Genomic DNA, 23764 nt, shown 5'->3' with positions numbered 1-23764 from the left:
CCTGGGAGAGGCAGCGCGGTCATAATGTAGTTCCTTTTTTCAGCTCCTACATAGGGAAGGATTTGTCGTGAGTCAGAAGCCTGAGCAGTGCCTTGAAGAATGGATCGATCGCGAAGCGCTCGCCGAGGCCATGATTCCCCTGATTGGTCAGCTGTACCGTAACAACAATGTTGTGACCTCGATTTACGGTCGCGGTTTGGTCAACCGTTCGGTGATCTCCATTCTCAAGGCCCACCGGTTCGCCCGCCAGATCGACAACGTCGAGCTGTCCGTGCAGGACACCTACCCGCTGGTGAAGGCCCTGAGCGAGCTGGAACTGGGTGCCGCCTCCATCGACCTGGCCCGCCTGAGCCTGAAGTTCAAGGCCGAAGCCGCCGGTCGCGACCTCAAGGACTTCCTGCGCAGCGAGCTGTCCGCCGTGGTCGGCAAGCAGGGCGTCGAGCAGCGCAAGGGCAAGGACGTGGTGCTCTACGGCTTCGGTCGTATCGGCCGTCTGCTGGCACGCATCCTCATCGAGCACCAGGGTAGCGGCGACGGCCTGCGCCTGCGCGCCATCGTCGTGCGCAAGGGCGCCGACAACGACCTGGTCAAGCGTGCCAGCCTGCTGCGTCGCGATTCCGTGCACGGCTCCTTCGACGGCACCATCACCGTCGACGAAGCCAACAGCACCCTGTGCGCCAACGGCACCCTGATCAAGGTGATCTACTCCAACGATCCCACCACCGTCGACTACACCGCGTACGGCATCCAGGATGCCATCGTGGTCGACAACACCGGCAGATGGCGCGATGCCGAAGGCCTGGGCCAGCACCTCAAGTGCAAGGGCGTCTCCCGCGTGGTGCTGACCGCGCCCGGCAAGGGCAGCCTGAAGAACATCGTGCATGGCATCAACCATGACACCATCACCGCCGAAGACACCATCGTCACCGCGGCCTCCTGCACCACCAACGCCATCGTGCCGATCCTCAAGGCGGTCAACGACAAGTACGGCATCGTCAACGGTCACGTCGAGACAGTGCACTCGTACACCAACGACCAGAACCTGATCGACAATTTCCACAAGGGCGACCGCCGTGGCCGCAGCGCCGCGCTGAACATGGTGATCACCGAGACCGGCGCCGCCAAGGCCGTGGCCAAGGCCCTGCCGGAACTGGCCGGCAAGCTGACCGGCAATGCCATCCGCGTGCCGACGCCCAACGTTTCCATGGCGATCTTGAACCTGAACCTGGAAAACGGCACCAGCAAGGACGAGATCAACGAGTACCTGCGCGAAATGGCGCTGCACTCGCCGCTGCACAAGCAGATCGATTTCGTGAACTCGCCGGAAGTGGTCTCCAGCGACTTCGTCGGCTCCCGTCATGCCGGCGTGGTCGATGCCGGCGCCACCATCGTCAGCGACAACCGTGTCGTCCTCTATGTCTGGTACGACAACGAGTTCGGTTACAGCTGCCAGGTCGTGCGGGTGCTGGAAGAGATGGCGGGGGTCAATCCGCCGGCCTTCCCGGCCTGAGTCTTGCGCGCTAGGCAAGGCTGACTTGCAAGAAAAAACGGGAGCCCAGGTGGCTCCCGTTTTCGTTTTGACCGGGTTTTGCGCCACAATAGCGGCCCGTGACAAGAGGTCGCAGCCCCCTGGGGGCGATCTCGCGTCGGATCCGGCCTCGCATGAGGCGGTCCGGCTCCAGCCGTCGCCTGCGGACGGCTAACCTTCTGAGGAGAAAGCATGGCGGTCTATAGCTACGACGTGGTGGTACTGGGTTCGGGACCGGCCGGCGAGGGCGCGGCGATGAACGCCGCCAAGAATGGCCGCCGCGTGGCGGTGGTGGACAATCGCCAGGTGGTCGGCGGCAACTGCACCCACCTGGGTACCATTCCCTCCAAGGCGCTGCGCCATTCGGTCAAGCAGATCATCCCAGTTCAACACCAACGAGATGTTCCGCTCCATCGGCGAGCCGCGCTGGTTCTCCTTTCCCGATGTGCTGCGCAGCGCCGAGCGGGTGATCGCCCGGCAGGTGTCGTCCCGTACCGGCTACTATGCGCGCAACCGGGTCGACCTGTTCTTCGGCACCGCCAGCTTCGCCGACGACAACACCATCGAGATCGTCAACCTGCGCGGCGACCTGGAGCGCCTGGTGGCCAAGCAGGTGGTCATCGCCACGGGTTCGCGTCCCTATCGCCCGGTGGATGTGGATTTCAGTCATCCGCGCATCTACGACAGCGACACCATCCTGTCGCTGACCCATACCCCGCGCCGGCTGATCATCTACGGCGCCGGGGTGATCGGCAGCGAATACGCGTCCATCTTCAGCGGCCTCGGCGTGCTGGTGGACCTGATCGACAACCGCGACCAGCTGCTCAGCTTCCTTGACGACGAAATCTCCGACGCCCTGAGCTATCACCTGCAGAACAACAATGTGCTCATTCGCCACAACGAGGAATACGAGCGCATCGAAGGCCAGGAAAACGGCGTTGTCCTGCATCTGAAGTCCGGCAAGAAGCTGCGCGCCGATGCCCTGCTGTGGTGTAACGGCCGGACCGGCAACACCGACCAGCTGGGCCTGCAGAACGTGGGCCTCTCGGTCAACAGCCGGGGCCAGGTCACCGTCGACGAGAACTACCGGACCTCGGTCGCCAACATCTATGCGGCGGGCGACGTCATCGGCTGGCCGAGCCTGGCCAGTGCCGCCTACGACCAGGGGCGTTCGGCGTCGGACAACATCCTGCACGACAACAATGGGCGGGTGGTCAACGACATTCCCACTGGCATCTACACCATTCCCGAGATCAGTTCGCTGGGCAAGACCGAGCGCGAGCTGACCCAGGAAAGGGTGCCCTACGAGGTCGGCAAGGCGTTCTTCAAGAGCATGGCGCGGGCGCAGATCTCCGGCGAACCGGTGGGCATGCTGAAGATCCTCTTCCACCGCGAGACCCTGCAGGTGCTGGGCGTGCACTGCTTCGGCGACCAGGCGTCGGAGATTCTGCACATCGGCCAGGCGATCATGAACCAGGAAGGTGCAGCGAACAGCATTCGCTATTTCGTCAACACCACCTTCAACTACCCGACCATGGCCGAGGCCTACCGGGTGGCGGCCTTCGATGGTCTGAATCGGCTGTTCTGAGCAGGGCGGTTCTCTTCGCGATAGCCCGTAGGTTGGGCTGAGCGTAGCGAAGCCCAACAAGGCCTAGGGTCAACTCGGGCTGTTGGGCTTCGACGATGAAGCTGTCTCAACCCAACCTACGACGCCACACGGCACCCGTAGGTTGGGCTGAGCGTAGCGAAGCCCACTGATGCCCAGATTCGATTCGTCAGGCCCTTACCCCAGCGTCCGCCGTGCCAGACTCGGAAAATCCGTGATCAGGCTGTCCGCACCGAAATCGGCCAGGCGACGCATCAGGCTGGCGTCGTTCACCGTCCAGACCGAGACATGCAAGCCCTGGCGCTGCGCCTTGAGCAGCCGCTCCGGGGTGCACAGCGTCCAGTTCAGCGCCAGCAGGTGGCAGTCGTAGTGAGCGGCCACCTTGAGCGGATCCAGCCAGGCGTATTCCGCCACCAGCCCGCGCGCCAGCTGCGGCGTATCGCGCTGCAGGGCGCGCAGGACCTCGCGCGAGGCGCTGGTCACGGTGATCCTGTTCTGCAGGCCGAATTCCTCGACCAGCTGGGCGATGGCCCTGACGGTCTGTGCCGCCCGCACCCGGGAGGCGCTCTTCACCTCCAGCTGCCAGTGTTCGAAGGCGCACTTCTCGAACAGCTCGCGCAGGGTGGGGATGGGGCAGGGGCGTGGCCAGACCGGGCCGCCCTGGCGGGCATCCAGGGCGACCAGATCGGCGACGGCCTTTTCGCTGACCTTGCCGCCTCGCCCGGTGGTACGTTTCAGGGTAGGGTCATGAATCACCACCAGCTCGCCATCCCGGGAGAGGTGCAGGTCCAGTTCGCAGCGCCTGACGCCCAGCTCCAGGCACAGCTCGAAACCGGCCAGGGTATTTTCCGGGGCTTCGCCGCGGGCACCGCGGTGTCCGTAAATGAGGGTCATGAAGGCTCCTAGGGTGACGTGACCGGGCGTCGCGGTTCACGGACCGCGTCCAGCACCCGATCGTTTTCGAAATAGACGCTGAAATCTCGGTAGTCCCAGCGGCGAATCGCCGGGCGTCCGACCGGCGGATGCTCCTGGTCGGGCAGGCCGAAGCGCTCCAGGACCTGACTGCGACTGTCGCCGCGCAGGGGCAGCGGGGTACTGCCATCGCCCTGCTGGCCCAGCGGGATCTGCAGGGTCTCGGCCCAGCCGGGCAGGGCGGTGCCGAGCAGCAGGAACGCCAGCCAGGGGCGTTTCACGCCTCGTCTCCGCGGTCGGCGCGCCGTACCCGGGCCTGCTGGCGCAGGACATGGCGGGCCAGCAGCTGGCGCTGGGCGTCTTCCAGGTCGATGAAGCTGGTGCCGATCTCGTACCCGCCGGCCACGGCCTGGCAACCGGTCACCTCCGCCAGCACCTGCAGGCCCAGGCCCTGGGGTGGCAGTGCCATGCGCAGGTCGAGCCGGGTGCCCAGGGCGTAGGGCTCGGCATCGACGAAGGCCAGGCCGCCCTCGGACAGCACCACGTCGCGGGTGGCGCCGCTGTCGTGCAGGAGATTCCAGGTGAAGGCCTGGCCGAGCAGGTCGAGGCGCTTGTTCACCAGGCGCAGGCAGGCGGTGACGGCGCGGTCGCGCTCGTCCAGATTGCGCAGCAGGTGACGGGATTCGAATTCCAGCTGATGCAGTTCGCTCAGGAGTGCGAACAGCGGCGCGGTCTCGCCGGGGACCCCGTCGGCAGGGCTGATTTGCAGTGCGATACGGTCGGTGATGCGATAGTATTCCCGCCGTTCACGCGCGTCTGGGGTGGTCATGTCGGGCCGCTCCGTGGGTGATGGCCCCGAGTGTAGCCGGCGAGCCGGCACGGTGTCGCCGTCCAACCCGCAGGGCGCCTACGTCTTTCCGCCGTGCAAGCGAGCCTATGTTCAGACCCCTGCCGATCTACCTTGGCCTGCGTTACGTCCGCGCCAAGCGCCGCAACCATTTCGTCTCCTTCATCTCGCTCACCTCCATGATCGGCCTGGCCCTCGGCGTGGTCGTCATGATCGTGGTGCTGTCGGTCATGAACGGCTTCGATCGCGAGATGCGCGATCGCGTCCTCGGCATGATTCCCCATGCCACGGTGGAGTCCTACCAGCCGGTGCCCGACTGGCGCAGCGTGCGCGAATTGGCGCTGCAGAACAGCCAGGTGGCCGCGGTGGCGCCCTTCACCCAGTTGCAGGGCATGCTGGCCCACGACAAGGCGGTGCAGACGGTGTTGCTCAACGCCATCGATCCGGCCGAGGAGCCCAAGGTCTCGATCATCCCCAGCTTCATGCGCGAGGGCCGGCTCGACGACCTCAAGCCGGGCGAATTCGGCATCATCATCGGTTCCCTGGCCGCCGAGAAACTGGGCGTGAAGGTTGGCGACAAGCTCACCTACATCGCCCCGGAAGTGGCCGTGACCCCTGCCGGCATGTTTCCGCGCATGAAGAGATTCACCGTGGTGGGCATCTTCAGCGTCGGCGCCGGCGAGCTGGACGGCTCGGTGGGCCTGATCGACATCGAGGACGCCGCGCGACTGCAACGCTGGCCGGCGAACGCGGTGCAGGGTGTGCGCCTCAAGCTGCACGACCTGTTCCAGGCGCCCGACGTGTCCTGGAACATCGCTCGCCAGTTGCCGGGCAACGACTGGTACGCCCGCGACTGGACCCGCACCCACGGCAATCTCTACCAGGCCATCGGCATGGAGAAGACCATGATCGGCCTGCTGCTGCTGCTGATCGTCGCCGTGGCCGCCTTCAACATCGTCTCCACCCTGGTGATGGTGGTGACCGACAAGAAATCCGACATCGCCATCCTGCGCACCCTGGGCGCCACGCCCCGGCAGATCATGGCGGTGTTCATGGTCCAGGGGACCTTCATCGGCGTCATCGGCACCGCCATCGGCTGCCTGCTGGGCGTGCTCGCCGCGCTCAACGTCAGTGCCGCCCTGGCCTGGGTGCAGCGGGTCACCGGGCACCAGTTCCTCAACGCCGAGGTGTATTTCATCGACTACCTGCCGGCGCAGCTGCAGCTGCACGACGTCCTGCTGGTCTGCGGCGCGTCCTTCGCCCTGAGCTTCCTGGCCACGCTCTATCCCTCCTGGAGCGCCGCCCGTACCCAACCCGCCGAGGCCCTGCGTTATGAATGATCGAGCCGTTTTGCGTTGCCAGGACCTGGGCAAGCGCTACGAGGAAGGCCCCCAGACCGTCGAGGTGCTGAGCAACGTCCAGCTGACCCTGCAACCGGGCGAGCGGGTGTCCATCGTCGGCAGTTCGGGGTCGGGCAAGACCACCCTGCTGAACCTGCTCGGCGGCCTGGATACCCCCAGCAGCGGCAGTGTCTGGCTCGACGGCGAAGAGCTGTCGGCGCTGAACGAGAAGGCCCGTGGCCTCTTGCGCAATCGCGCCATGGGCTTCGTCTACCAGTTCCACCACCTGCTGCCCGAATTCAGCGCCCTGGAAAACGTCTGCATGCCGCTGCTGATCGGCAAGGCCTCCATCGGCGAAGCCCGCGAGCGCTCCGCCAAGCTGCTGGAGCGGGTCGGTCTCGGTCATCGCCTGGGCCACAAGCCGGCCGAGCTGTCCGGCGGCGAGCGCCAGCGGGTGGCCATCGCCCGGGCGCTGGTCAACCAGCCCAAGCTGGTGCTGCTCGACGAACCCACCGGCAACCTCGACCAGCACACCGCCCACGGCATCCAGGACCTGATGCTGGAGCTGTCCACCTCGCTGCGCACGGCCTTCCTGGTGGTGACCCACGACCAGGTGCTGGCCGGCCAGATGGACCGGATGCTGCGCCTGGACGAAGGCCATCTGGTCGACGCCACGCCAGCCCGGCAGGTCTGAGGTCGCCATGTTCAGACCGCTTTCGCTGTTCATCGGCCTGAGATACACCCGCGCCAAGCGGCGCAAGTCGTTCATCTCCTTCTTCTCGCTGGTCTCCATGTTCGGCCTGGCGCTGGGCGTGCTGGCCATGATCCTGGTGCTGTCGGTGATGAACGGCTTCCAGGAAGAAATGCGTGGCCGCATCCTCGGCATGGTGCCCCATGCCTTCATCAGCGCGGCCCAGCCGCTGGACGACTGGCGGCCGCTGGCGGCCAGGGCCGAGCAGCAGCCCCATGTGCTGGCGGCGGTGCCCTATACCCAGTTGCAGGGCATGCTCTCGGTACGGGGCCGCATGCAGCCGCTGCTGGTGGACGGCATAGATCCGGCCCAGGAAAAGCGCGTGTCCATCGTCGGCGAGCGCATGACCCAGGGCAGTCTCGATGCCCTCAAGCCGGGCGAATTCGGCATCGTGCTGGGCGAGATCGCTGCGCGACGCTTCCAGCTGGAGCTGGGCAGCCAGGTCACGGTGATCATCCCCGAGGTCGGGGCCACCGGCAGCATCACCCCGCGGCTGCGACGCTTCACCGTGGTCGGTACCTTCAAGGTCGGCGCCGAGCTGGATGCCTCCCTGGCCCTGATCAACGTCGCCGATGCCGCCCCGCTCAAGGGCTGGCAGCCGGGCCAGGTGGAAAGCATCCGCCTGGCGCTGGACGATCTGTTCCAGGCGCCGCGCATCTCCCGTGAGGTGGCCAAGGCCCTCGGCGACGGCTACCAGGCGCGTGACTGGACGATCTCCCAGGGCAGTCTGTTCCAGGCGATGCAGATGGAAAAGACCATGATCGGCCTGCTGCTGCTGCTGATCGTCGCCGTGGCTGCCTTCAACATCATCGCCACCCTCATCATGGTGGTGGCCGACAAGAAGGCCGATATCGCCATCCTGCGCACCCTGGGCGCCACGCCCGGGCAGATCATGGCGGTGTTCATGGTGCAGGGCACGGTGATCGGCCTGGTCGGTACCCTGATCGGCGGCGTGCTGGGCGTCATCGCGGCACTCAACGTCAGCAGCTGGATCGCTGCCCTGGAGCGCCTGGTCGGCCACAAGCTGTTTGGCGGTGACATGTACTTCATCAGCAACCTGCCGTCGCGGCTGGAGTTGGAAGACGTGGTGCTGATCGCCGTGGCCGCCCTGAGCATGAGTTTCCTGGCGACCCTCTATCCCGCCTGGCGCGCCTCGCGCACCTCGCCGGCCGAAGCCCTGCGCTACGACTGACCTCCCGCCGGGCCAGGTGGCGCCATGCCCCTGGCTCCGCGGCGTCCAAACTGCTCTAATCCGCGCTTCCGAAGCCCTTTCGGCTCTCCAAGGATGGAGTCCTGATGCGCGCCGCTCTGCTGTCCTTCGCCCTCGGCGTGCTGCTCCTGCGCGCCTTCGCCACGCTGCCGGCCCTATCCCTGCTGGCGGCGCTCGCGGCGGCGGCCCTGGTGCTGCTGTTCACCCGCTTCCTGGCGCTCGGTGCCTTCGGGCTGGGCCTGGCCTGGGCGCTGCTCAATGGCCACTGGGCACTGGACGATCGCCTGGATCCGGCGCTGGAGCAGCGGGTGCTGTGGGTCGATGGCCAGGTCAGCGGTCTGCCGGTCGTGGACGCCGACTCGGTGGGCTTCGTGCTCGCCGGAGCGACCAGCCGCCGCAACCTGAAACTGCCGGCGCGGATCCGCCTGAGCTGGCACGGAGGGCCGCGCCCGCTGGCCGGCGAACGCTGGCGCCTGGCCGTGGAATTGCGCGGCCCCGCAGGTCTGGTCAACCCCCTCGGTCAGGATCGCGAAGCCTGGTTGCTGGCCCAGGGCATAGGCGCCACGGGCAGCGTCAAGGATGGCCAGCGCCTGGCCGCTGCCAGTGGCCTGGCGACCTGGCGCGACGGCATCCGGCAATACCTGCAGACGCGGGATCCAGCCGGGCAGGGCGGCCTGCTCGCCGCCCTGGTGGTGGGCGACGGCTCGGGTATCACCGATGCCCAGTGGCAACTGTTCCAGGACACCGGCACCGTGCACCTGATGGTGATCTCCGGGCAGCACATCGGCCTGATCGCCCTGGGCGTCTATGCCGGGGTGGTCCTCCTGGCGCGCCGTGGTCTCTGGCCGCGTCAACTGCCCTGGCGCCTGTCCGCGGCGGTGCTGACGATCGCCACCGCGCTGGGCTACGGACTACTGGCCGGCTTCGAGGTGCCGGTGCAGCGGGCCTGCGTCATGGTCACCCTGGGCCTGCTCTGGCAGCTCGGGCGCCAGCAGGTGCGGCTGGCGGACGCCGTCCTGCTGGCCCTGGCCCTGGTGCTGGCTGCCAATCCGCTGGTCAGTCTGCTGCCCGGGTTCTGGCTGTCCTTCGGCGCCGTACTGTTGCTGCTGTGGAGCTTTGCCGGCCGCCTGGGCCGACTGCCCTGGTGGCTCACCCTCGGGCGCGCCCAGTGGTGCATGGCCGTGGGCCTGGCGCCGCTGCTCCTGGCGCTGGGCTTGCCCCTGAGTCCGAGCGGCCCGCTGGCCAATGCCCTGGCCGTGCCACTGATGGACCTGGCCATCGTGCCCCTGGCGCTGGCGGGGACCCTGCTGTCCCTGCTCTGGTCGCCGCTGGGGACTCCGGCCTTGCTGCTGGCGGGTGGCCTGCTGCAGGGACTGCTCTGGCTGCTGAGCGGATTGGCGCACCTGGCTGCGGCCTGGCAGCCGGTCCTCGCGCCCGCCTGGGCGCTGTGGCTGGCGGGGCTGGGAGCGCTGCTGGCGCTACTGCCCGCGGGTGTGCCGCTACGAGGCTTCGGCGCGCTGCTGATGCTGCCGGGGCTGTTTCCCCCACCGCCGGTACCCGCGGAGGGGCTGGCGCGGATCACCGTGCTGGACGTGGGACAGGGTCTGGCGGTGCTGGTGCGCACCCGCGACCATGCGCTGCTCTACGACGCCGGCCCGCGCCAGGGCAGCTATGACAGCGGCGCCCGGGTCGTGCTGCCCAACCTGAAGGCCGTCGGCATCGGCGCCCTGGATGTCATGCTGCTCAGTCATGCCGATGCCGACCATGCCGGCGGTGCGCCGGCCGTGGCCAGGGGACTGCCGCCAGGGCAGGTACTCAGCGGCGAGGCCGGTCGCCTCAAGCCGGAATTGCACGCGCGGGACTGCACGGACGGCGCCGAGTGGCGCTGGAACGAGGTCGTCTTCAGCACCTGGTGGCACCCCGCTGCGGATTCCAACGCCTCGTCCTGCGTGCTCAGCGTCGCGGCGAGGGGCGAGCGCCTGCTGTTGACCGGCGACATCGATGCCCGCCGTGAAGCGGAGCTGGTGGCCAGCGGGGTGCCGCTGACGGCGGAGTGGCTGGTCGCTCCGCACCACGGCAGTCGCAGCGGCTCCAGCGCCGCCTTCATCGATGCCGTCCAGCCGCGTGGCGTACTGATCTCCCGGGGGCTGAACAATCGCTATGGCCATCCCCATCCCCAGGTACTGGCGCGCTATCGCGAGCGCGGCGTGCTGCCCTACGACACCGCCGCGCTGGGCGCCCTCAGCTGGACCCTCGGTCGTTGGGAGGCGCCACGCGGGCGGCGCCAGGAACGCCATTGGTGGCGAGCACCGCCACCGACACCTTGAGGCGTTCGTGCTAGAGTGGCCGCATTTTGCGGCAGGGGTAACGGTCTCGTGTTCGAAATGGTCAAAGCTGGCGGCTGGATGATGCTGCCGATCATCCTCAGTTCCATCCTGGCCACGGCCATCATCGCCGAGCGGTTGTGGACCCTGAGACGCAGCCGGGTCGCACCGCCGACACTGCTCGCCCAGGTCTGGCGCTGGATCCAGGACAAGCAGCTCAATGCCGAGCGGCTGCGCGAATTGCGCGCCGGATCGCCCTTGGGCGACATCCTCGCCGCGGGCCTGACCAACTCCCGTCATGGCCGCGACATCATGAAGGAAGCCATCGAGGAAGCCGGCAGCCGCGTGGTGCACGACCTCGAACGCTATCTCAACACCCTTGGCAGCATCGCCGCCCTGGCACCCCTGATGGGCCTGCTCGGCACGGTGTTCGGCATGATCGACATCTTCAGCGCCTTCATGAACGACGGCATGGCCAATGCGCCCATCCTCGCCGGCGGCATCTCCAAGGCGCTGGTCACCACCGCCACCGGCCTGCTGGTGGCGATTCCCGCGGTGTTCTTCCATCGCTACCTGCTGCGCCGGGTCGATGAGCTGGTGGTCGGAATGGAGCAGGAAGCGGTCAAGCTGGTGGACATCCTCCACGGCGATCGCGAGGTGGACGTCCGCGAAGGGGCTCCGGCGTGAAATTCCGTCGCCGCGCCGGGGGCGCCGCCCGCGAAGAGATCTATATCAACCTGGCCTCCTTCATCGACGTCATCTTCGTCCTGCTGCTGTTCTTCGTGGTGACCGCGACCTTCAGCAAGCCCAGCCAGCTGAAGATCGAACTGCCCGAGGCCGACAGCGCCGCAGCGGCCGCCAACCAGGCCAAGACCCTGGAAATCAGCATCACCGCCGAAGGCCAGATGGCGCTCAACGGCCAGACCCTGGCGCGCAACGACCTGACCGGCCTGACCACCGCGCTGCAGCGTGAATCCGGCGGCGACAACAGCCTGCCGCTGGTGATCACCGCCGATGGCCGCGCCACCCACCAGTCGGTGGTCATGGCCATGGACGCTGCCGGCAAGCTGGGTTTCAGCCAGTTGCGCATCACCACCCTCGAGGCCCAGGCGAAGCGTCCGTGAGCCTGGGTGAGCGCCTGGTCCGCGCCTGGTACCAGGGGCATCCGGCCCTGAGCCTGCTGGCGCCGCTCGAAGCCCTCTATCGGCAGGTCGCCCGGCGCAAGCGCCGGCGGTTCCTGGCGGGGCAGGGCAGCATCCATCGCGCGCCGGTGCCGGTCATCGTGGTGGGCAATCTCACCGTCGGCGGTACCGGCAAGACGCCCATGATCCTCTGGCTGATCGGCCACCTGCGCGCGCGCGGGCTGAGGGTCGGGGTGGTCAGCCGGGGCTATGGCGCCACGCCGCCGAGTCTACCCTGGCGGGTGCGGGCCACCGACACCGCCGCCGTCGCCGGCGACGAGCCGCTGCTGATCGTGCAGCGCACCGGGGTGGCCTTGGTCACGGATCCCGATCGTGGGCGCGCCGTCGAACGCCTGCTCGCCGAGGAGCGGCTCGATATCATTCTCAGCGACGACGGCCTGCAGCACTATCGCCTGGCCCGCGACCTGGAACTGGTGATGGTCGATGCGGCGCGCGGCTTCGGCAATGGCCGCTGCCTGCCGGCCGGGCCGCTGCGCGAACCCCTGGAGCGGCTGGCCGAGGTGGACGCCGTGATCCACAACGGCGCCACTGTCGATCCTGCCGACGGCTACGGCCTGACCCTGCAGCCCAGCGCCCTGGTCAATCTGCGCAGCGGCGAGACGCGATCGCTGGATTTCTTTCCCCCGGGGCAGCGCCTGCACGCCCTGGCCGGCATCGGCAACCCCGGCCGTTTCTTCGCCACCCTCGAAGGACTACACTGGCAGCCGTTGCCCCATGCCTTCGCCGATCACGCCACCTACAGCGCGGCAGAGCTGGCCTTCACCCCGGCGCTGCCGCTGGTGATGACCGAGAAGGACGCGGTCAAGTGCCGGTCCTTCGCCGCCGCCGACTGGTGGTACCTGGCGGTGGACGCCCAGCCCTCGGCCGCTTTCGTCGCCTGGCTGGATGGGCGTCTCGACCGGCTCCTGCCCGAACACTCTCACTGACGGAATCTTCGCCCATGGATCTCAAGCTGCTGGACATCCTCGCCTGCCCCCTGACCAAGAGCCCGCTGATCTTGAGCGACGACAAGACCGAGCTCATCAGCAAGGCCGCCGGCCTGGCCTTCCCGATTCGCGACGGCATCCCGGTGATGCTGGAAAGCGAGGCGCGCATCATCACCACGGATGAGCGTCTGGACAAATGAGCACCGCGTTCACCGTCGTCATCCCGGCGCGGCTCGCCAGCACCCGACTGCCCAACAAGCCGCTGCTCGACATCGCCGGCAAGCCGATGATCCAGCACGTCTGGGAGCAGGCCCGGCGCAGTGGCGCCGAGCAGGTGGTGGTGGCGACCGACCACGACGACATCCTGCGTGCCTGCGAAGGCTTTGGCGCGCGTGTCCTGCTGACCCGTGCCGATCATGCTTCGGGCACCGATCGCCTGGCCGAGGTGGCCGAGCTGCTCGGCCTGGCCGCTGACGCCCTGGTGGTCAACGTCCAGGGCGACGAGCCGCTGATACCACCGGCGGTGATCGACCAGGTGGCCAATAATCTCGCTGCCCATCCCGAAGCCGGCGTGGCCACCCTGGCCGAGCCGATCGCGGACGTCGACAGCCTGTTCAATCCCAATGTGGTCAAGGTGAGCACCGACCTGAACGGCCTGGCGCTGACCTTCAGCCGGGCGCCGCTGCCCTGGGCGCGCAATGCCTTCGCCGCTGATCGCGCGCAGCTGCCCCAGGGCTTTTCCTACCGTCGCCACATCGGCATCTACGCCTATCGCGCCGGCTTCCTCGCCGATTTCGTCAGCTGGGGTCCCTGCGCCCTGGAAGAGACCGAAGCCCTGGAGCAATTGCGCGCCCTCTGGCACGGCGTGCGTATCCATGTCGCCGATGCCCTGGAAGCGCCCCAGGCCGGCGTGGATACCCGAGAAGATCTCGAGCGCGTCAGACGCCTGCTGGGAGCCTAGATGACCCTGCGCATCCTGTTCGTCTGCATGGGCAACATCTGCCGTTCGCCCACCGCCGAAGGCATCCTCAGGGCCAAGCTGGACGCCGCCGGCCTGACCGAGGTGGTGGAGCTGGATTCGGCCGGCACCGGCGACTGGCATGTCGGCAAGGCCCCGGATCCCCGTGCCATCCAGGCCGCGGCGGGTCGCGGCTATGCCATCGGTGACCTGCGCGCGCGTCAGGTCGCCGAGGATGATTTCCAGCGTTTCGACCTGATCCTGGCCATGGACCAGGACAACCTCGCCTGGCTGGAACAGCTGCGCCCGGATGAGGGCGCCGTGCCCGAACTCTTCCTGGCGCGCCAGGGCCTGGCGGTGGACGAGGTGCCGGATCCCTATTACGGCGGCGCAGCCGGCTTCGAGCGGGTCCTCGACCTGCTGGAAAGCGCCTGCGATGGCCTGGTCGCCGAGGTGGCTGCCCGTCATGGTCGCTGAGCTGCAACAGCAGGTCCCCCTGCAAGGCCTCAACACCTTCGGCCTGGTGGCGCAAGCCGATCGCTATCTGGAAGCCGCCAGCGACGCCGAGGTCCGCGCGGCCCTGGCGTTGGCCCGGCAACTGGACGTGCCCCTGCGGGTGCTGGGCGGTGGCAGCAACCTGGTCCTGCCCGAACGGGTCGAGGGTCTGGTGCTGCGGTTGACGTCCCGCGGCATCCGTCTGCTGGCGGAGGAGGGCGATGCCCTGCTGGTGGAAGCCGAAGCCGGCGAGCCCTGGCATCCCTTCGTCATGGCCACCCTGGCCAATGGCTGGTACGGGCTGGAAAATCTCAGCCTGATCCCAGGCACCGTGGGCGCCTCACCGATCCAGAACATCGGCGCCTATGGCGTCGAATTGAAGGACAGATGCGCCGGGGTCACGGCACTCGATCGCCACAGCGGCGAGCTCCATGACCTCGGCCCGGCCGATTGCGCCTTCGCCTATCGCGAGAGTCGCTTCAAGGCCGAGGCCGGGCGCTGGATCGTGCTGCGGGTACGCTTCCGGCTCAGTCGCAAGCCGCAGCTGGTGCTGGACTATGGTCCGGTACGCCAGGCGCTCACCGCGGCGGGCGTCACGCAGCCAACGCCCGAAGCCGTCAGCGCGGCCATCTGCAGCATTCGCCAGAGCAAGCTGCCCGACCCGGCGGTGCTGGGCAATGCCGGCAGCTTCTTCAAGAATCCGGTGGTGACCGCTGGCGAGGCCGCAGCTCTGCATGAGCGCTATCCGAGCCTGCCGACCTATCCGCAGGCCGATGGCAGCGTCAAGCTGGCCGCTGGCTGGCTGATCGATCAGGCCGGCTGGCGCGGCCATCGCGACGGCGCCGTGGGGGTGCATGCCGCCCAGGCGCTGGTGCTGGTCAACTTCGGTGGCGCCCGCAGTCGCGACGTCCTGGCCCTGGCCGAGCGCATCCGCGCCTCGGTGCGCGAGCGCTTCGGCGTGACGCTGGAGATGGAGCCGGGAAGCCTGACGTGACCGCTGACGCCCCCGATGCCCAACGCCGTCGTCTGCTGATCGCCACCACCTCCGCCGTCGGCGGTCTGGGCCTGGTGGCGGGCAGCGTGCCCTTCGTCTGCGCCCTGCGGCCCAGTCGGTCGGCGGAGGTGGCGGCGGCGCCGGTCGAGGTGGATCTCCAGGCCTTGCGCGAAGGCGAGCAACTCACGGTGCAATGGCGCGGCCAGCCGGTCTGCGTCCTGCGCCGCAGCGCGGCGGACCAGGCCCGCCTGCTGGCCGACGAGGCAGGGCTGGCCGACCCGGATTCCCGGGAATCCAGCCAGCCACCCTATGTCGATCCGCGCCTGAGATCGCGGCGGCCGGACATCTTCGTCGTCACCGCGATCTGCACCCATCTGGGCTGCATTCCCTCCCTGGCACCAGGCGCGGCGGACCGGGACGGGGGCTATCTCTGTCCCTGCCATGGCTCCCACTTCGATCTCGCCGGGCGGGTCTATCGCGACCAGCCGGCACCGCTGAATCTGGCCGTGCCGCCCCATCATTTTCGCGGCGACAATCTGCTGGTGATCGGCAGCGACGGGGAGGGCGCGACATGAGCAACGACGAGCCCGGCTGGCTGGAGCGACGGCTGCCCCTGGGCGCCTTCTGGCGCCGGCACTTCAGTGACTACCGGGTGCCGCGCAATCTCAACGTCTTCTACCTGTTCGGCTCGCTGCTGCTCTTCATCCTGGCGCTGCAGGTGCTGACCGGACTCTGGCTGCTGTTCGGCTATGAGCCGACGGTGAAGGGCGCCTTCGCCTCGGTCCAGCTGTTCATGCGCGAGGTGCCCTTCGGCTGGCTGATCCGCTACCTGCACGCGGTGGGCGCCTCGGCGCTGTTCGTCTGCCTCTACCTGCACATGCTGCGCGGCCTGCTCTATGGCTCCTATCGGGCGCCGCGCGAGCTGGTCTGGAGCTTTGGCGTGCTGCTCTACCTGCTCCTGCTGGCCCAGGCCTTCTTTGGCTATCTGCTGCCCTGGGGGCAACTCTCCTACTGGGGCGCCCAGGTGTCTCTGAGCGCGGTCGAGGCGCTGCCCCTGGTAGGCCCGAGCCTGGCCGATCTGCTGCGCGGCGGGGTGGTGCTGTCCGACGCCACCCTGCGGCGCTTCCAGGCCCTGCATGTGGTCGGGCTGCCGCTGTTGATCCTTGCGCTGGTGAGCCTGCACGTCGTCGCCCTGCGCCAGACCGGCTCGAACAATCCCGAGGGTGACGAGCGCGATGTCCGAGGTGCAGCCGGGGTGGCTTTCCACCCCTATCTGACGCTCAAGGACCTCTGTGGTCTGGCAGTCTTCCTGCTGGTGTTTCTCGCCGTGGTGCTGCTGGCGCCGGACCTGGGCGGGCTGGTGCTGGAGCCGGCCAACCAGCAGCCGGCCGATCCGCTGGTGACCCCCGCGCACATCGCCCCGCCCTGGTACCTGGCGCCCTTCTATGCGCTGCTGCGGGCGGTGCCGAGCAAGGCCGGCGGCCTCGGCCTGGCGGCTCTGGCCATCGCCCTGCTGTTCGTGCTGCCCTGGCTGGATCGCAGTGCGGCCCGCTCGATCCGCCACAAGGCCTGGCCGGGGCGGCTGGGGCTGTACCTGGTCTGCCTGGCCTTTGTCGCCCTGGGAATACTGGGCGTGGTCGCGCTGACCGATGGGCGCCTGTGGCTGGCGCGCCTGGCCGCGGGTGTCTATTTCATCGGCCTGCTGGGCATGCCCTGGTACAGCCGGCTGGGTCGTCCGCGTGCGCCAGTGGAGTCCCGGTCATGAGTCGCGGGCTGCTGCTGGGCCTGCTTCTGCTGTGCAGCGGTCTGGCCATCGGTGCCGACGGTGATCCCCGGGCTGGGGCCATCAGCTTCGGCCGCTATTGCCTGGCCTGTCATGGCCAGGAATACCAGCGCTTCGACCGGGTCGCCGCCGATCTCCACCTGGACCTCGCCAGCTGGGCGCCCGGACGCACCGCCAGCGCGCCCATGCTCGGCCTGCTCAAGCCCGAGGATGCCCGGCGTGCCTTCGGCAGCGTGCCGCCGGATCTCACCCTGATCGCCGCGGTGCGCGGCGAGGCCTGGCTGCGCGCCTTCCTGCAGGAGTTCTACGTGGCGCCCGGGCGGCCACTCGGGGTCGACAACCTCAGGGCGCCCGGCACCCGCATGCCCGATGTTCTGGCCGCCTTGCGCGGCCGCCAGGTGCGCGACTGCAGCGCGGGACGTTGCGTGCTGCGTCTGGAGCCGGACAGTGGCGCCCAGACGCCCGAACAATTCGCCCGCACCGTCGAGGATCTGGTTGCCTACCTTGGCTATTCGGCGGCGCCGGAACGTAGTCTGGCCTGGCGCCTCGCGCCCTGGGTGCTGGGCTATCTGCTGCTGTTCGCCGTCCTGGCCTTCTGGCTTAAGCGCGAATTCTGGCGGCGATTGCCCGACAGTGAGCGATGAGACGGAGGCTTGTCTGAAAAGTCGCCGAGCGAAGGTGAGGCAGGGCAAAAATCAGCGAGGAAGCGGACCGGGCTCGCGCTCGAGTTTGCAAAGGGTAAATGAGCATTCCGAGCTGATTTTTAACGCAGCATCACCGATGTGCAGGCAGTTTTTAGACAAAGCCTAGGTCTCGGGCGGCAAGGTGCGAGATAATCCCGCCTTTGCAGCTTCGCCCCCAACGGGGGAGGGACCCATGGGCGCCATAACCCGCCTGACCTGTTTCCATGATCCCGAGGATCACTACAGCCACCGGATCCGCCTGATCCTGGCGGAAAAGAACGTCGAGTGCGAGCTGATCGCCGTACGTCGTGGCGAATGCCCGCGGCAGCTGGCCGAGCACAATCCCTATGGCACCGTGCCGACGCTGATGGATCGCGACCTGGTGCTCTATGGTACCGAGGTGCTCATGGAGTATCTCGAGGAGCGCTATCCGCACCCGCCGCTGTTGCCGGCCTATCCGGTCACCCGCGGTCAGTCGCGGCTGCTGATGCACCGCATCGGGCGCGACTGGTGCACCCTGGTGGACGCCATCCTGCAGGCGGCGCCGGGCGCCGACCTCGCAGCCGCGCGCAAGGAATTGCGCGAGAGCCTGACCGGCGTGGCGCCGATCTTCGCGGAAAAACCCTTTTTCCTGAGCGACGACTTTTCCCTGGTGGACTGTTGCCTGCTCCCCCTCCTGTGGCGACTGCCGCGCCTGGGCATCGAATTGCCCCGGGCCGCCAAGCCGCTGCAGGACTACATGGATCGCATGTTCGCGCGCGACAGTTTCCGATCCAGTCTTTCGGTCACCGAGCGTGAGATGCGCTAGAGGAGAACCCCATGAATTCCAGTCGCCCCTACCTGGTCCGCGCGCTCTACGAGTGGATCGTGGACAACGACTGCACGCCCCATCTGCTGGTCAATGCCGACTACGCCGAGGTGCGCGTGCCGCCGGGCTATGCCAACGACGGCCAGATCGTGCTGAACGCCTCGCCCAGTGCCGTGCGTGACCTGCACATGGACAACGAAGCCGTGAGCTTCAACGGTCGCTTCGGCGGCGTGGCCTACAACCTCTATGTCCCGATCGGCGCCATCCTGGCTATCTATGCCCGCGAGAACGGCCAGGGCATGGTCTTCGACAGCGAGCCCACCCCGCCGGATGACCAGGGTCCCGACAGCGGCGGCAGCAAGCCCGAGGCACCCAAGCCGGCACCGGCGCGGCCGAGTCTGAAAGTGGTCAAGTGAGCCCTGACGGCCTGCCGCGGAGTCTCGCTGCGGCAGGCAGGAAAAAGCCCCTGTCGGCGCTGCCGGCAGGGGCTTTTTCGTAAGCCAGGTGAACTCAGCGCTTGAGCGAGGCCGGCAGGTGCGGCTGGATCTGCGTCAGCAGGCCACGGAAGCACTTGGGGTTGCCGGCGACGATGTGGCCCTTCTCGAGGAAGTCGTGGCCGCCATTGAAGTCACCGATCAGGCCACCGGCTTCCTGGACCAGCAGAGCGCCTGCGGCCATGTCCCATTCCGACAGTCCCATTTCCCAGAAGGCGTCGAAACGACCGGCGGCGACATAGGCCAGGTCCAGCGCGGCGGAACCGGCGCGGCGGATGCCGGCGGTCTGGCCGATCAGGCTGCGGAACATGCCCAGGTAGTTGTCCAGGTGGTCGACGTCATTGGCGCGGAAGGGGAAGCCGGTACCCAGCAGGGCGCCTTCCAGGCTGCGTCGATTGGTGACACGGATGCGCCGGCCGTTCAGGGCGGCGCCGCGGCCACGGCTGGCGGTGAATTCTTCCTGGCGCACCGGATCCAGCACCACGGCGTGTTCCAGGCGGCCCTTGTACTTGCAGGCGATGCTTACCGAGAAGTGCGGGACGCCACGGAGGAAGTTGGTGGTGCCATCCAGCGGATCGACGACCCAGACGTAGTCGGCGCCTTCGCCTTCGCCCGCCAGGTAGCCGGATTCCTCACCGTAGAAACCATGGGTGGGGTAGGCCTTGCGCAGGGTGGCGAGGATGGTCTGCTCGGCGGCTCGGTCGACTTCGGAGACGAAGTCGTTGGCGCCTTTTTCATCGACGGCGATCACGTCCAGGCGCTCAATCGAACGGAAAATCAGTTCACCGGCGCTGCGGGCCGCGCGCAGTGCGATGTTCAGCATGGGCTGCATGGATAAATCACCTGGGTTGTATAAGGAAAGCCGGCAATGATAGCAGACTTCGCGGCGCTGGAAGGGGTATTCGTGGCCAGCGGGCGCGTGTGGGCGTAGTATACGGCGCCGATTTCCCGCGTCCGCTCGAGGATAGCCACGTGCTGAATAACATCCGCGTCGTTCTGGTCAATACCAGCCATCCCGGCAACATCGGCGGTGCCGCCCGGGCAATGAAGAACATGGGCCTGTCGCGCCTCTATCTGGTCGATCCCGAGGACTTTCCCAGTGGCGAGGCCAATGCCCGCGCCTCCGGGGCCAATGACGTGCTCGACGCCGCCATTGTGGTCGACACCCTGGAAGAAGCCCTGACCGGCTGCAGCCTGGTGCTGGGCACCAGTGCCCGCGACCGCCGCATCCCCTGGCCGCTGCTCGATCCGCGGGAATGCGCGACCACCTCCCTGGCCCAGGTGGAGCGGGGCGGCGAGGTGGCCCTGGTATTCGGGCGCGAGTATGCCGGCCTGACCAACGAAGAGTTGCAGCGCTGCCACTACCACGTGCACATCCCCTCCGATCCGGCGTTCGGCTCCCTCAATCTCGCTGCGGCGGTCCAGGTGCTGGTGTACGAGGTGCGCATGGCCTGGCTGGCGGCGCAGAACCAGCCGACCAAGATGAACAAGGTCGAGGCCACCGCCATGCTCAACACCCAGCCGGTGACGGTGGAAGAGCTGGAGCTCTATTACGAGCACCTGGAGCAGACCCTGGTGGAGATCGGCTTCCTCGATCCGGCCAAGCCGCGCCACCTGATGAGTCGCTTGCGGCGCCTCTATGGCCGGGCCGGCATCAGCAAGCTGGAGATGAACATCCTGCGTGGCATCCTGACCGAAACCCAGAAGGCGGCCCGCGGCGAATCCCACCCGCGGACTATCCCGCCGATAGATAATGCCTGAGTGATTTGGTTGGTTTTATAGTTGACCTTTTTTGTCGGGAATCCGATAATCGAAGTCATCCGATGCAACCCGCTCGAGTTCGTCATGAGACTGACCACCAAAGGCCGCTATGCCGTAACCGCCATGCTCGACCTGGCGCTGCACGCCCAGCGGGGCCCGGTGTCGCTGGCCGACATTTCCGAGCGGCAGGGCATTTCGCTGTCCTATCTGGAGCAGCTGTTTGCCCGGCTGCGCCGCGGTGCGCTGGTCAATAGCGTACGCGGCCCCGGCGGCGGCTATCAGCTGGCGCGCGACATGGGCGGTATCCATGTGGCCCAGGTGATCGATGCCGTCAACGAATCCGTGGATGCCACCCGCTGCCAGGGCGGTGGGGGCTGTCACCAGGGTGATACCTGCCTAACCCACCACCTCTGGTGCGACCTGAGCGATCAGATCCACACCTTTTTGAGTGGTATCACCCTGGCCGACCTGGTCGCCCGCAACGAGATCCAGCAGGTGGCCAAGCGTCAGGACACCAAGGCCTGTGCCAGCAAGCAATCGCCCTTAGCGGTCGAAAAAATCGAAGCGTCCACCATCGACTGAGCAGAGACGCCCGTCTGATTAGGAGTAACCGATGAAATTGCCGATCTACCTAGACTATTCCGCCACCACGCCCGTCGATCCGCGCGTCGCTCAGAAGATGAGCGAGTGCCTGCTGGTGGACGGCAACTTTGGCAACCCCGCATCGCGCTCCCACCTGTTCGGCTGGAAGGCCGAGGAAGCCGTGGAAAACGCCCGTCGTCAGGTGGCCGAACTGGTCAACGCCGACCCGCGCGAGATCGTCTGGACCTCCGGTGCCACCGAGTCCGACAACCTCGCCATCAAGGGCGCCGCGCACTTCTACCAGAACAAGGGCAAGCACCTGATCACCTCCAAGATCGAGCACAAGGCGGTGTTGGACACCACCCGCCAGCTCGAGCGCGAAGGCTTCGAGGTCACCTATCTCGAGCCGGGCGAAGACGGCCTGATCACCCCCGCCATGGTCGAGGCGGCCCTGCGTAACGACACCACCCTGGTGTCCATCATGCACGTCAACAACGAGATCGGTACCGTCAACGACATCGCCGCCATCGGCGAGCTGACCCGCTCCCGTGGCGTGCTCTTCCACGTCGACGCGGCCCAGTCCACCGGCAAGGTCGAGATCGATCTGGAAAAGCTCAAGGTCGACATGATGTCCTTCTCGGCGCACAAGACCTATGGTCCCAAGGGCATTGGCGCTCTCTACGTCCGTCGCAAGCCGCGCGTGCGTATCGAGGCCCAGACCCACGGTGGCGGCCATGAGCGTGGCATGCGTTCGGGCACCCTGGCGACCCACCAGATCGTCGGCATGGGCGAAGCCTTCCGCATCGCCAAGGAAGAGATGGTCCAGGAAAATACCCGCATCAAGGCCCTGAGCGATCGCTTCTACCGGCAGTTCGAAGGCCTGGAAGAGGTCTACCTGAACGGCAGCCTGATCCATCGTGTGCCGCACAACCTGAACCTGAGCTTCAACTACGTCGAAGGCGAGTCGCTGATCATGGCGCTCAAGGATCTGGCGGTCTCGTCCGGTTCGGCCTGTACCTCGGCGTCCCTGGAGCCGTCCTACGTCCTGCGCGCCCTGGGCCGCAACGACGAGCTGGCGCACAGCTCCATTCGCTTCACCTTCGGTCGCTTCACCACCGAAGAAGACGTTGACTACGCCGCTAGCAAGGTCACCGAAGCCGTCAACAAGTTGCGCGAATTGTCTCCGCTGTGGGACATGTTCAAAGAAAGGCGTAGACCTGAGTCAGGTCGAGTGGCAAGCCCACTGACCCACCCTGATAAGCGAGGATTGAACCATGGCATACAGTGAAAAGGTCATCGACCACTACGAAAATCCGCGCAACGTCGGCAAGTTCGACGCGGCCGATCCCGATGTCGGCACCGGCATGGTCGGCGCCCCGGCCTGCGGCGACGTGATGCGCTTGCAGATCAAGGTCAACGAGCAGGGCATCATCGAAGACGCCAAGTTCAAGACCTATGGCTGTGGCTCCGCCATCGCGTCCAGCTCCCTGGCCACCGAGTGGATGAAGGGCAAGAGCATCGAGGAAGCGGCGTCGATCAAGAACAGCATGATCGCCGAAGAACTGGCTCTGCCGCCGGTGAAGATCCACTGCTCGGTACTCGCCGAAGACGCCATCAAGGCGGCGGTCAGCGACTACAAGCAGAAGAAAGGCCTGCTCTAAGGAGGAACCATGGCGATCAGCATGACCGAGTCCGCCGCCCGCCACGTGCAGCGTTCCCTCGAGGGGCGCGGCAAGGGGGAGGGCATCCGCCTGGGCGTTCGTACCACGGGCTGCTCGGGACTGGCCTACGTGCTCGAATTCGTCGATGAATTCGCGCACGAGGACCAGGTGTTCGAGAGCCATGGCGTCAAGGTCATCATCGACCCCAAGAGCCTGGTCTACCTGGACGGCACCGAGCTGGATTTCGTGCGTGAAGGCCTCAACGAGGGCTTCAAGTTCAACAATCCCAACGTGCGTGGCGAGTGTGGCTGCGGCGAAAGCTTCAACATCTGAGGCCGGCCATGGGTAAGCCCTGTCACTTCGCGCTGTTCGAGATCAGGCCCGCCTTCGAGATCGACCAGGCGGGCCTGGCCTCGCGTTACCGCGATCTGGCGCGCACGGTCCATCCGGATCGGTTCGCCGATGCGCCGGAGCGTGAGCGTCGCCAGGCGCTGGAGCGCTCGGCCGAGCTCAACGAGGCCTATCATGTGCTGCGCGCCCCGTCGCGCCGCGCGCGCTATCTGCTGGAGCTCGAAGGGCACGAGATGCCGCTCGAAGCGACCATCCAGGACACCGACTTCCTCATGCAGCAATTGCAGTGGCGCGAGGAACTGGAGGACCTGCAGGACGCGGGCGACAGCGCGGGCATCCCCGCCTTTCGCCAGCGGCTCAAGGATGCGCAGCGCGACATCGAACAGGCCTTCGCCGCGATCTGGCAGGACCCCGCCCAGCGTGAGCCTGCCGAGCGCCTGGTCCGTCGCATGCAGTTTCTCGACAAGCTGGCCAGCGAAATCCGCCAGCTCGAAGAGCGTCTGGACGATTAATCACAGGTGTCGCTCAGGCACCGACAACCATAAGCC

General features: G+C 67.0%; 26 protein-coding genes and 2 pseudogenes. 24 read left to right on the top strand and 4 right to left on the bottom strand.

What is annotated here, in order from left to right; genetic code table 11:
- Positions 1–67: 67 nt before the first annotated feature.
- Both QE393_RS13985 and sthA read left to right on the top strand, forming a co-directional pair.
- On the top strand, positions 68–1510 hold the full coding sequence (locus QE393_RS13985; protein WP_158894588.1) for a glyceraldehyde-3-phosphate dehydrogenase: 1443 nt from the start codon (positions 68–70) through the stop codon (positions 1508–1510).
- Between the two features lie 210 nt (positions 1511–1720).
- A pseudogene (sthA, locus tag QE393_RS13980) lies at positions 1721–3116 on the top strand (Si-specific NAD(P)(+) transhydrogenase).
- A 195-nt stretch (positions 3117–3311) separates the two neighbouring features.
- Here sthA and QE393_RS13975 read toward each other — a convergent pair.
- Genes QE393_RS13975 through QE393_RS13965 form a run of 3 tightly spaced genes read right to left on the bottom strand, consistent with a single transcriptional unit; the run spans position 3312 to position 4875 of the window.
- Positions 3312–4028 carry a glycerophosphodiester phosphodiesterase gene (locus QE393_RS13975; protein WP_310044118.1) on the bottom strand — a complete coding sequence of 239 codons (717 nt, stop codon included), beginning with the start codon at positions 4026–4028 and terminating at the stop codon, positions 3312–3314.
- An 8-nt stretch (positions 4029–4036) separates the two neighbouring features.
- A complete protein-coding gene (locus QE393_RS13970; RefSeq protein ID WP_310044117.1) occupies positions 4037–4327 on the bottom strand; it encodes a phosphodiesterase in 291 nt (96 codons plus the stop codon).
- On the bottom strand, positions 4324–4875 hold the full coding sequence (locus QE393_RS13965; RefSeq protein WP_183628631.1) for a PilZ domain-containing protein: 552 nt from the start codon (positions 4873–4875) through the stop codon (positions 4324–4326). Before QE393_RS13965 ends, QE393_RS13970 begins: the two co-directional genes overlap by 4 nt.
- Positions 4876–4982: 107 nt before the next feature.
- Between QE393_RS13965 and QE393_RS13960 the strand changes: the two genes are divergently transcribed.
- From QE393_RS13960 to QE393_RS13885, 16 genes are all read left to right on the top strand, one after another.
- Entirely contained in the window at positions 4983–6233 is a 1251-nt protein-coding gene (locus QE393_RS13960; protein ID WP_007162399.1) for a lipoprotein-releasing ABC transporter permease subunit, read from the top strand.
- Entirely contained in the window at positions 6226–6927 is a 702-nt protein-coding gene (gene lolD / locus QE393_RS13955) for a lipoprotein-releasing ABC transporter ATP-binding protein LolD (RefSeq protein ID WP_310044115.1), read from the top strand. The genes QE393_RS13960 and lolD overlap by 8 nt, the downstream gene beginning before the upstream one ends.
- A gap of 7 nt (positions 6928–6934) precedes the next feature.
- On the top strand, positions 6935–8176 hold the full coding sequence (locus tag QE393_RS13950) for a lipoprotein-releasing ABC transporter permease subunit (protein WP_310044112.1): 1242 nt from the start codon (positions 6935–6937) through the stop codon (positions 8174–8176).
- A gap of 104 nt (positions 8177–8280) precedes the next feature.
- Positions 8281–10521 carry a DNA internalization-related competence protein ComEC/Rec2 gene (locus QE393_RS13945; protein ID WP_310044110.1) on the top strand — a complete coding sequence of 747 codons (2241 nt, stop codon included), beginning with the start codon at positions 8281–8283 and terminating at the stop codon, positions 10519–10521.
- A 48-nt stretch (positions 10522–10569) separates the two neighbouring features.
- Complete coding sequence (locus QE393_RS13940) at positions 10570–11205, top strand: MotA/TolQ/ExbB proton channel family protein (RefSeq protein ID WP_059315847.1); 636 nt, start codon at positions 10570–10572, stop codon at positions 11203–11205.
- Complete coding sequence (locus QE393_RS13935) at positions 11202–11642, top strand: biopolymer transporter ExbD (protein WP_187980105.1); 441 nt, start codon at positions 11202–11204, stop codon at positions 11640–11642. The genes QE393_RS13940 and QE393_RS13935 overlap by 4 nt, the downstream gene beginning before the upstream one ends.
- Positions 11639–12646 carry a tetraacyldisaccharide 4'-kinase gene (gene lpxK / locus QE393_RS13930; RefSeq protein ID WP_187980104.1) on the top strand — a complete coding sequence of 336 codons (1008 nt, stop codon included), beginning with the start codon at positions 11639–11641 and terminating at the stop codon, positions 12644–12646. Before QE393_RS13935 ends, lpxK begins: the two co-directional genes overlap by 4 nt.
- 14 nt (positions 12647–12660) lie before the next feature.
- Positions 12661–12846: a Trm112 family protein gene (locus tag QE393_RS13925; protein WP_007162406.1), complete on the top strand. Its 186-nt coding sequence runs from the start codon at positions 12661–12663 to the stop codon at positions 12844–12846.
- Complete coding sequence (kdsB, locus tag QE393_RS13920) at positions 12843–13607, top strand: 3-deoxy-manno-octulosonate cytidylyltransferase (RefSeq protein ID WP_187980103.1); 765 nt, start codon at positions 12843–12845, stop codon at positions 13605–13607. The genes QE393_RS13925 and kdsB overlap by 4 nt, the downstream gene beginning before the upstream one ends.
- Before the next feature lie 6 nt (positions 13608–13613).
- Positions 13614–14081 (top strand): low molecular weight protein-tyrosine-phosphatase, encoded by a 468-nt coding sequence (locus QE393_RS13915; protein ID WP_187981249.1) that lies wholly within the window; start codon positions 13614–13616, stop codon positions 14079–14081.
- Positions 14071–15093, top strand: a complete 1023-nt coding sequence (gene murB, locus QE393_RS13910) for a UDP-N-acetylmuramate dehydrogenase (protein WP_187980102.1) — start codon at positions 14071–14073, stop codon at positions 15091–15093. Before QE393_RS13915 ends, murB begins: the two co-directional genes overlap by 11 nt.
- Positions 15090–15668, top strand: coding sequence for a ubiquinol-cytochrome c reductase iron-sulfur subunit (petA, locus tag QE393_RS13905; RefSeq protein ID WP_187980101.1), 579 nt, complete (start codon positions 15090–15092; stop codon positions 15666–15668). The genes murB and petA overlap by 4 nt, the downstream gene beginning before the upstream one ends.
- Positions 15665–16858: a cytochrome bc complex cytochrome b subunit gene (locus tag QE393_RS13900; protein WP_187980100.1), complete on the top strand. Its 1194-nt coding sequence runs from the start codon at positions 15665–15667 to the stop codon at positions 16856–16858. Before petA ends, QE393_RS13900 begins: the two co-directional genes overlap by 4 nt.
- Complete coding sequence (locus QE393_RS13895) at positions 16855–17520, top strand: cytochrome c1 (RefSeq protein ID WP_187980099.1); 666 nt, start codon at positions 16855–16857, stop codon at positions 17518–17520. Before QE393_RS13900 ends, QE393_RS13895 begins: the two co-directional genes overlap by 4 nt.
- Before the next feature lie 232 nt (positions 17521–17752).
- On the top strand, positions 17753–18367 hold the full coding sequence (locus QE393_RS13890) for a glutathione S-transferase N-terminal domain-containing protein (RefSeq protein WP_158892870.1): 615 nt from the start codon (positions 17753–17755) through the stop codon (positions 18365–18367).
- Between the two features lie 11 nt (positions 18368–18378).
- Complete coding sequence (locus tag QE393_RS13885; protein WP_133862775.1) at positions 18379–18783, top strand: ClpXP protease specificity-enhancing factor; 405 nt, start codon at positions 18379–18381, stop codon at positions 18781–18783.
- A gap of 94 nt (positions 18784–18877) precedes the next feature.
- Here the strand turns inward: QE393_RS13885 and suhB are convergent, their stop codons facing one another.
- Positions 18878–19693, bottom strand: a complete 816-nt coding sequence (gene suhB, locus QE393_RS13880; RefSeq protein ID WP_133862774.1) for an inositol-phosphate phosphatase — start codon at positions 19691–19693, stop codon at positions 18878–18880.
- 140 nt (positions 19694–19833) lie between these two features.
- Here suhB and trmJ point away from each other — a divergent pair, with 140 nt between their 5' ends.
- From trmJ to hscB, 6 genes and pseudogenes are all read left to right on the top strand, one after another.
- Positions 19834–20622 (top strand): tRNA (cytosine(32)/uridine(32)-2'-O)-methyltransferase TrmJ, encoded by a 789-nt coding sequence (gene trmJ, locus QE393_RS13875; protein ID WP_187980098.1) that lies wholly within the window; start codon positions 19834–19836, stop codon positions 20620–20622.
- 84 nt (positions 20623–20706) lie between these two features.
- Positions 20707–21204 carry a Fe-S cluster assembly transcriptional regulator IscR gene (gene iscR, locus QE393_RS13870; protein WP_017639755.1) on the top strand — a complete coding sequence of 166 codons (498 nt, stop codon included), beginning with the start codon at positions 20707–20709 and terminating at the stop codon, positions 21202–21204.
- Between the two features lie 31 nt (positions 21205–21235).
- Positions 21236–22451 (top strand): annotated as a pseudogene (locus QE393_RS13865) (IscS subfamily cysteine desulfurase).
- Positions 22452–22478: 27 nt separating this feature from the next.
- Entirely contained in the window at positions 22479–22865 is a 387-nt protein-coding gene (gene iscU / locus QE393_RS13860) for a Fe-S cluster assembly scaffold IscU (protein ID WP_007162419.1), read from the top strand.
- 9 nt (positions 22866–22874) lie between these two features.
- Complete coding sequence (iscA, locus tag QE393_RS13855) at positions 22875–23198, top strand: iron-sulfur cluster assembly protein IscA (RefSeq protein ID WP_133862771.1); 324 nt, start codon at positions 22875–22877, stop codon at positions 23196–23198.
- Between the two features lie 8 nt (positions 23199–23206).
- Positions 23207–23728: a co-chaperone HscB gene (hscB, locus tag QE393_RS13850; protein ID WP_133862770.1), complete on the top strand. Its 522-nt coding sequence runs from the start codon at positions 23207–23209 to the stop codon at positions 23726–23728.
- The last annotated feature ends 36 nt before the right edge of the window (positions 23729–23764 follow it).

It is taken from the genome of Pseudomonas sp. SORGH_AS_0211, from assembly GCF_031453455.1.
Lineage (GTDB): Bacteria > Pseudomonadota > Gammaproteobacteria > Pseudomonadales > Pseudomonadaceae > Chryseomonas > Chryseomonas aestiva.
Note: the sequence above shows the minus strand (reverse complement) of the source record. Positions and strands in the feature narration are given on the sequence as shown.

What these genes read in the sequence shown, in the direction of transcription:
- QE393_RS13975 (WP_310044118.1), bottom strand. Translation starts at nt 4,028, where the DNA reads ATGACCCTCATTTACGGACACCGCGGTGCCCGCGGCGAAGCCCCGGAA.
- QE393_RS13965 (WP_183628631.1), bottom strand. Translation starts at nt 4,875, where the DNA reads ATGACCACCCCAGACGCGCGTGAACGGCGGGAATACTATCGCATCACC.
- QE393_RS13960 (WP_007162399.1), top strand. Translation starts at nt 4,983, where the DNA reads ATGTTCAGACCCCTGCCGATCTACCTTGGCCTGCGTTACGTCCGCGCC.
- lolD (WP_310044115.1), top strand. Translation starts at nt 6,226, where the DNA reads ATGAATGATCGAGCCGTTTTGCGTTGCCAGGACCTGGGCAAGCGCTAC.
- QE393_RS13950 (WP_310044112.1), top strand. Translation starts at nt 6,935, where the DNA reads ATGTTCAGACCGCTTTCGCTGTTCATCGGCCTGAGATACACCCGCGCC.
- QE393_RS13945 (WP_310044110.1), top strand. Translation starts at nt 8,281, where the DNA reads ATGCGCGCCGCTCTGCTGTCCTTCGCCCTCGGCGTGCTGCTCCTGCGC.
- QE393_RS13925 (WP_007162406.1), top strand. Translation starts at nt 12,661, where the DNA reads ATGGATCTCAAGCTGCTGGACATCCTCGCCTGCCCCCTGACCAAGAGC.
- kdsB (WP_187980103.1), top strand. Translation starts at nt 12,843, where the DNA reads ATGAGCACCGCGTTCACCGTCGTCATCCCGGCGCGGCTCGCCAGCACC.
- murB (WP_187980102.1), top strand. Translation starts at nt 14,071, where the DNA reads ATGGTCGCTGAGCTGCAACAGCAGGTCCCCCTGCAAGGCCTCAACACC.
- QE393_RS13900 (WP_187980100.1), top strand. Translation starts at nt 15,665, where the DNA reads ATGAGCAACGACGAGCCCGGCTGGCTGGAGCGACGGCTGCCCCTGGGC.
- QE393_RS13895 (WP_187980099.1), top strand. Translation starts at nt 16,855, where the DNA reads ATGAGTCGCGGGCTGCTGCTGGGCCTGCTTCTGCTGTGCAGCGGTCTG.
- QE393_RS13890 (WP_158892870.1), top strand. Translation starts at nt 17,753, where the DNA reads ATGGGCGCCATAACCCGCCTGACCTGTTTCCATGATCCCGAGGATCAC.
- QE393_RS13885 (WP_133862775.1), top strand. Translation starts at nt 18,379, where the DNA reads ATGAATTCCAGTCGCCCCTACCTGGTCCGCGCGCTCTACGAGTGGATC.
- suhB (WP_133862774.1), bottom strand. Translation starts at nt 19,693, where the DNA reads ATGCAGCCCATGCTGAACATCGCACTGCGCGCGGCCCGCAGCGCCGGT.
- iscR (WP_017639755.1), top strand. Translation starts at nt 20,707, where the DNA reads ATGAGACTGACCACCAAAGGCCGCTATGCCGTAACCGCCATGCTCGAC.
- iscU (WP_007162419.1), top strand. Translation starts at nt 22,479, where the DNA reads ATGGCATACAGTGAAAAGGTCATCGACCACTACGAAAATCCGCGCAAC.
- iscA (WP_133862771.1), top strand. Translation starts at nt 22,875, where the DNA reads ATGGCGATCAGCATGACCGAGTCCGCCGCCCGCCACGTGCAGCGTTCC.
- hscB (WP_133862770.1), top strand. Translation starts at nt 23,207, where the DNA reads ATGGGTAAGCCCTGTCACTTCGCGCTGTTCGAGATCAGGCCCGCCTTC.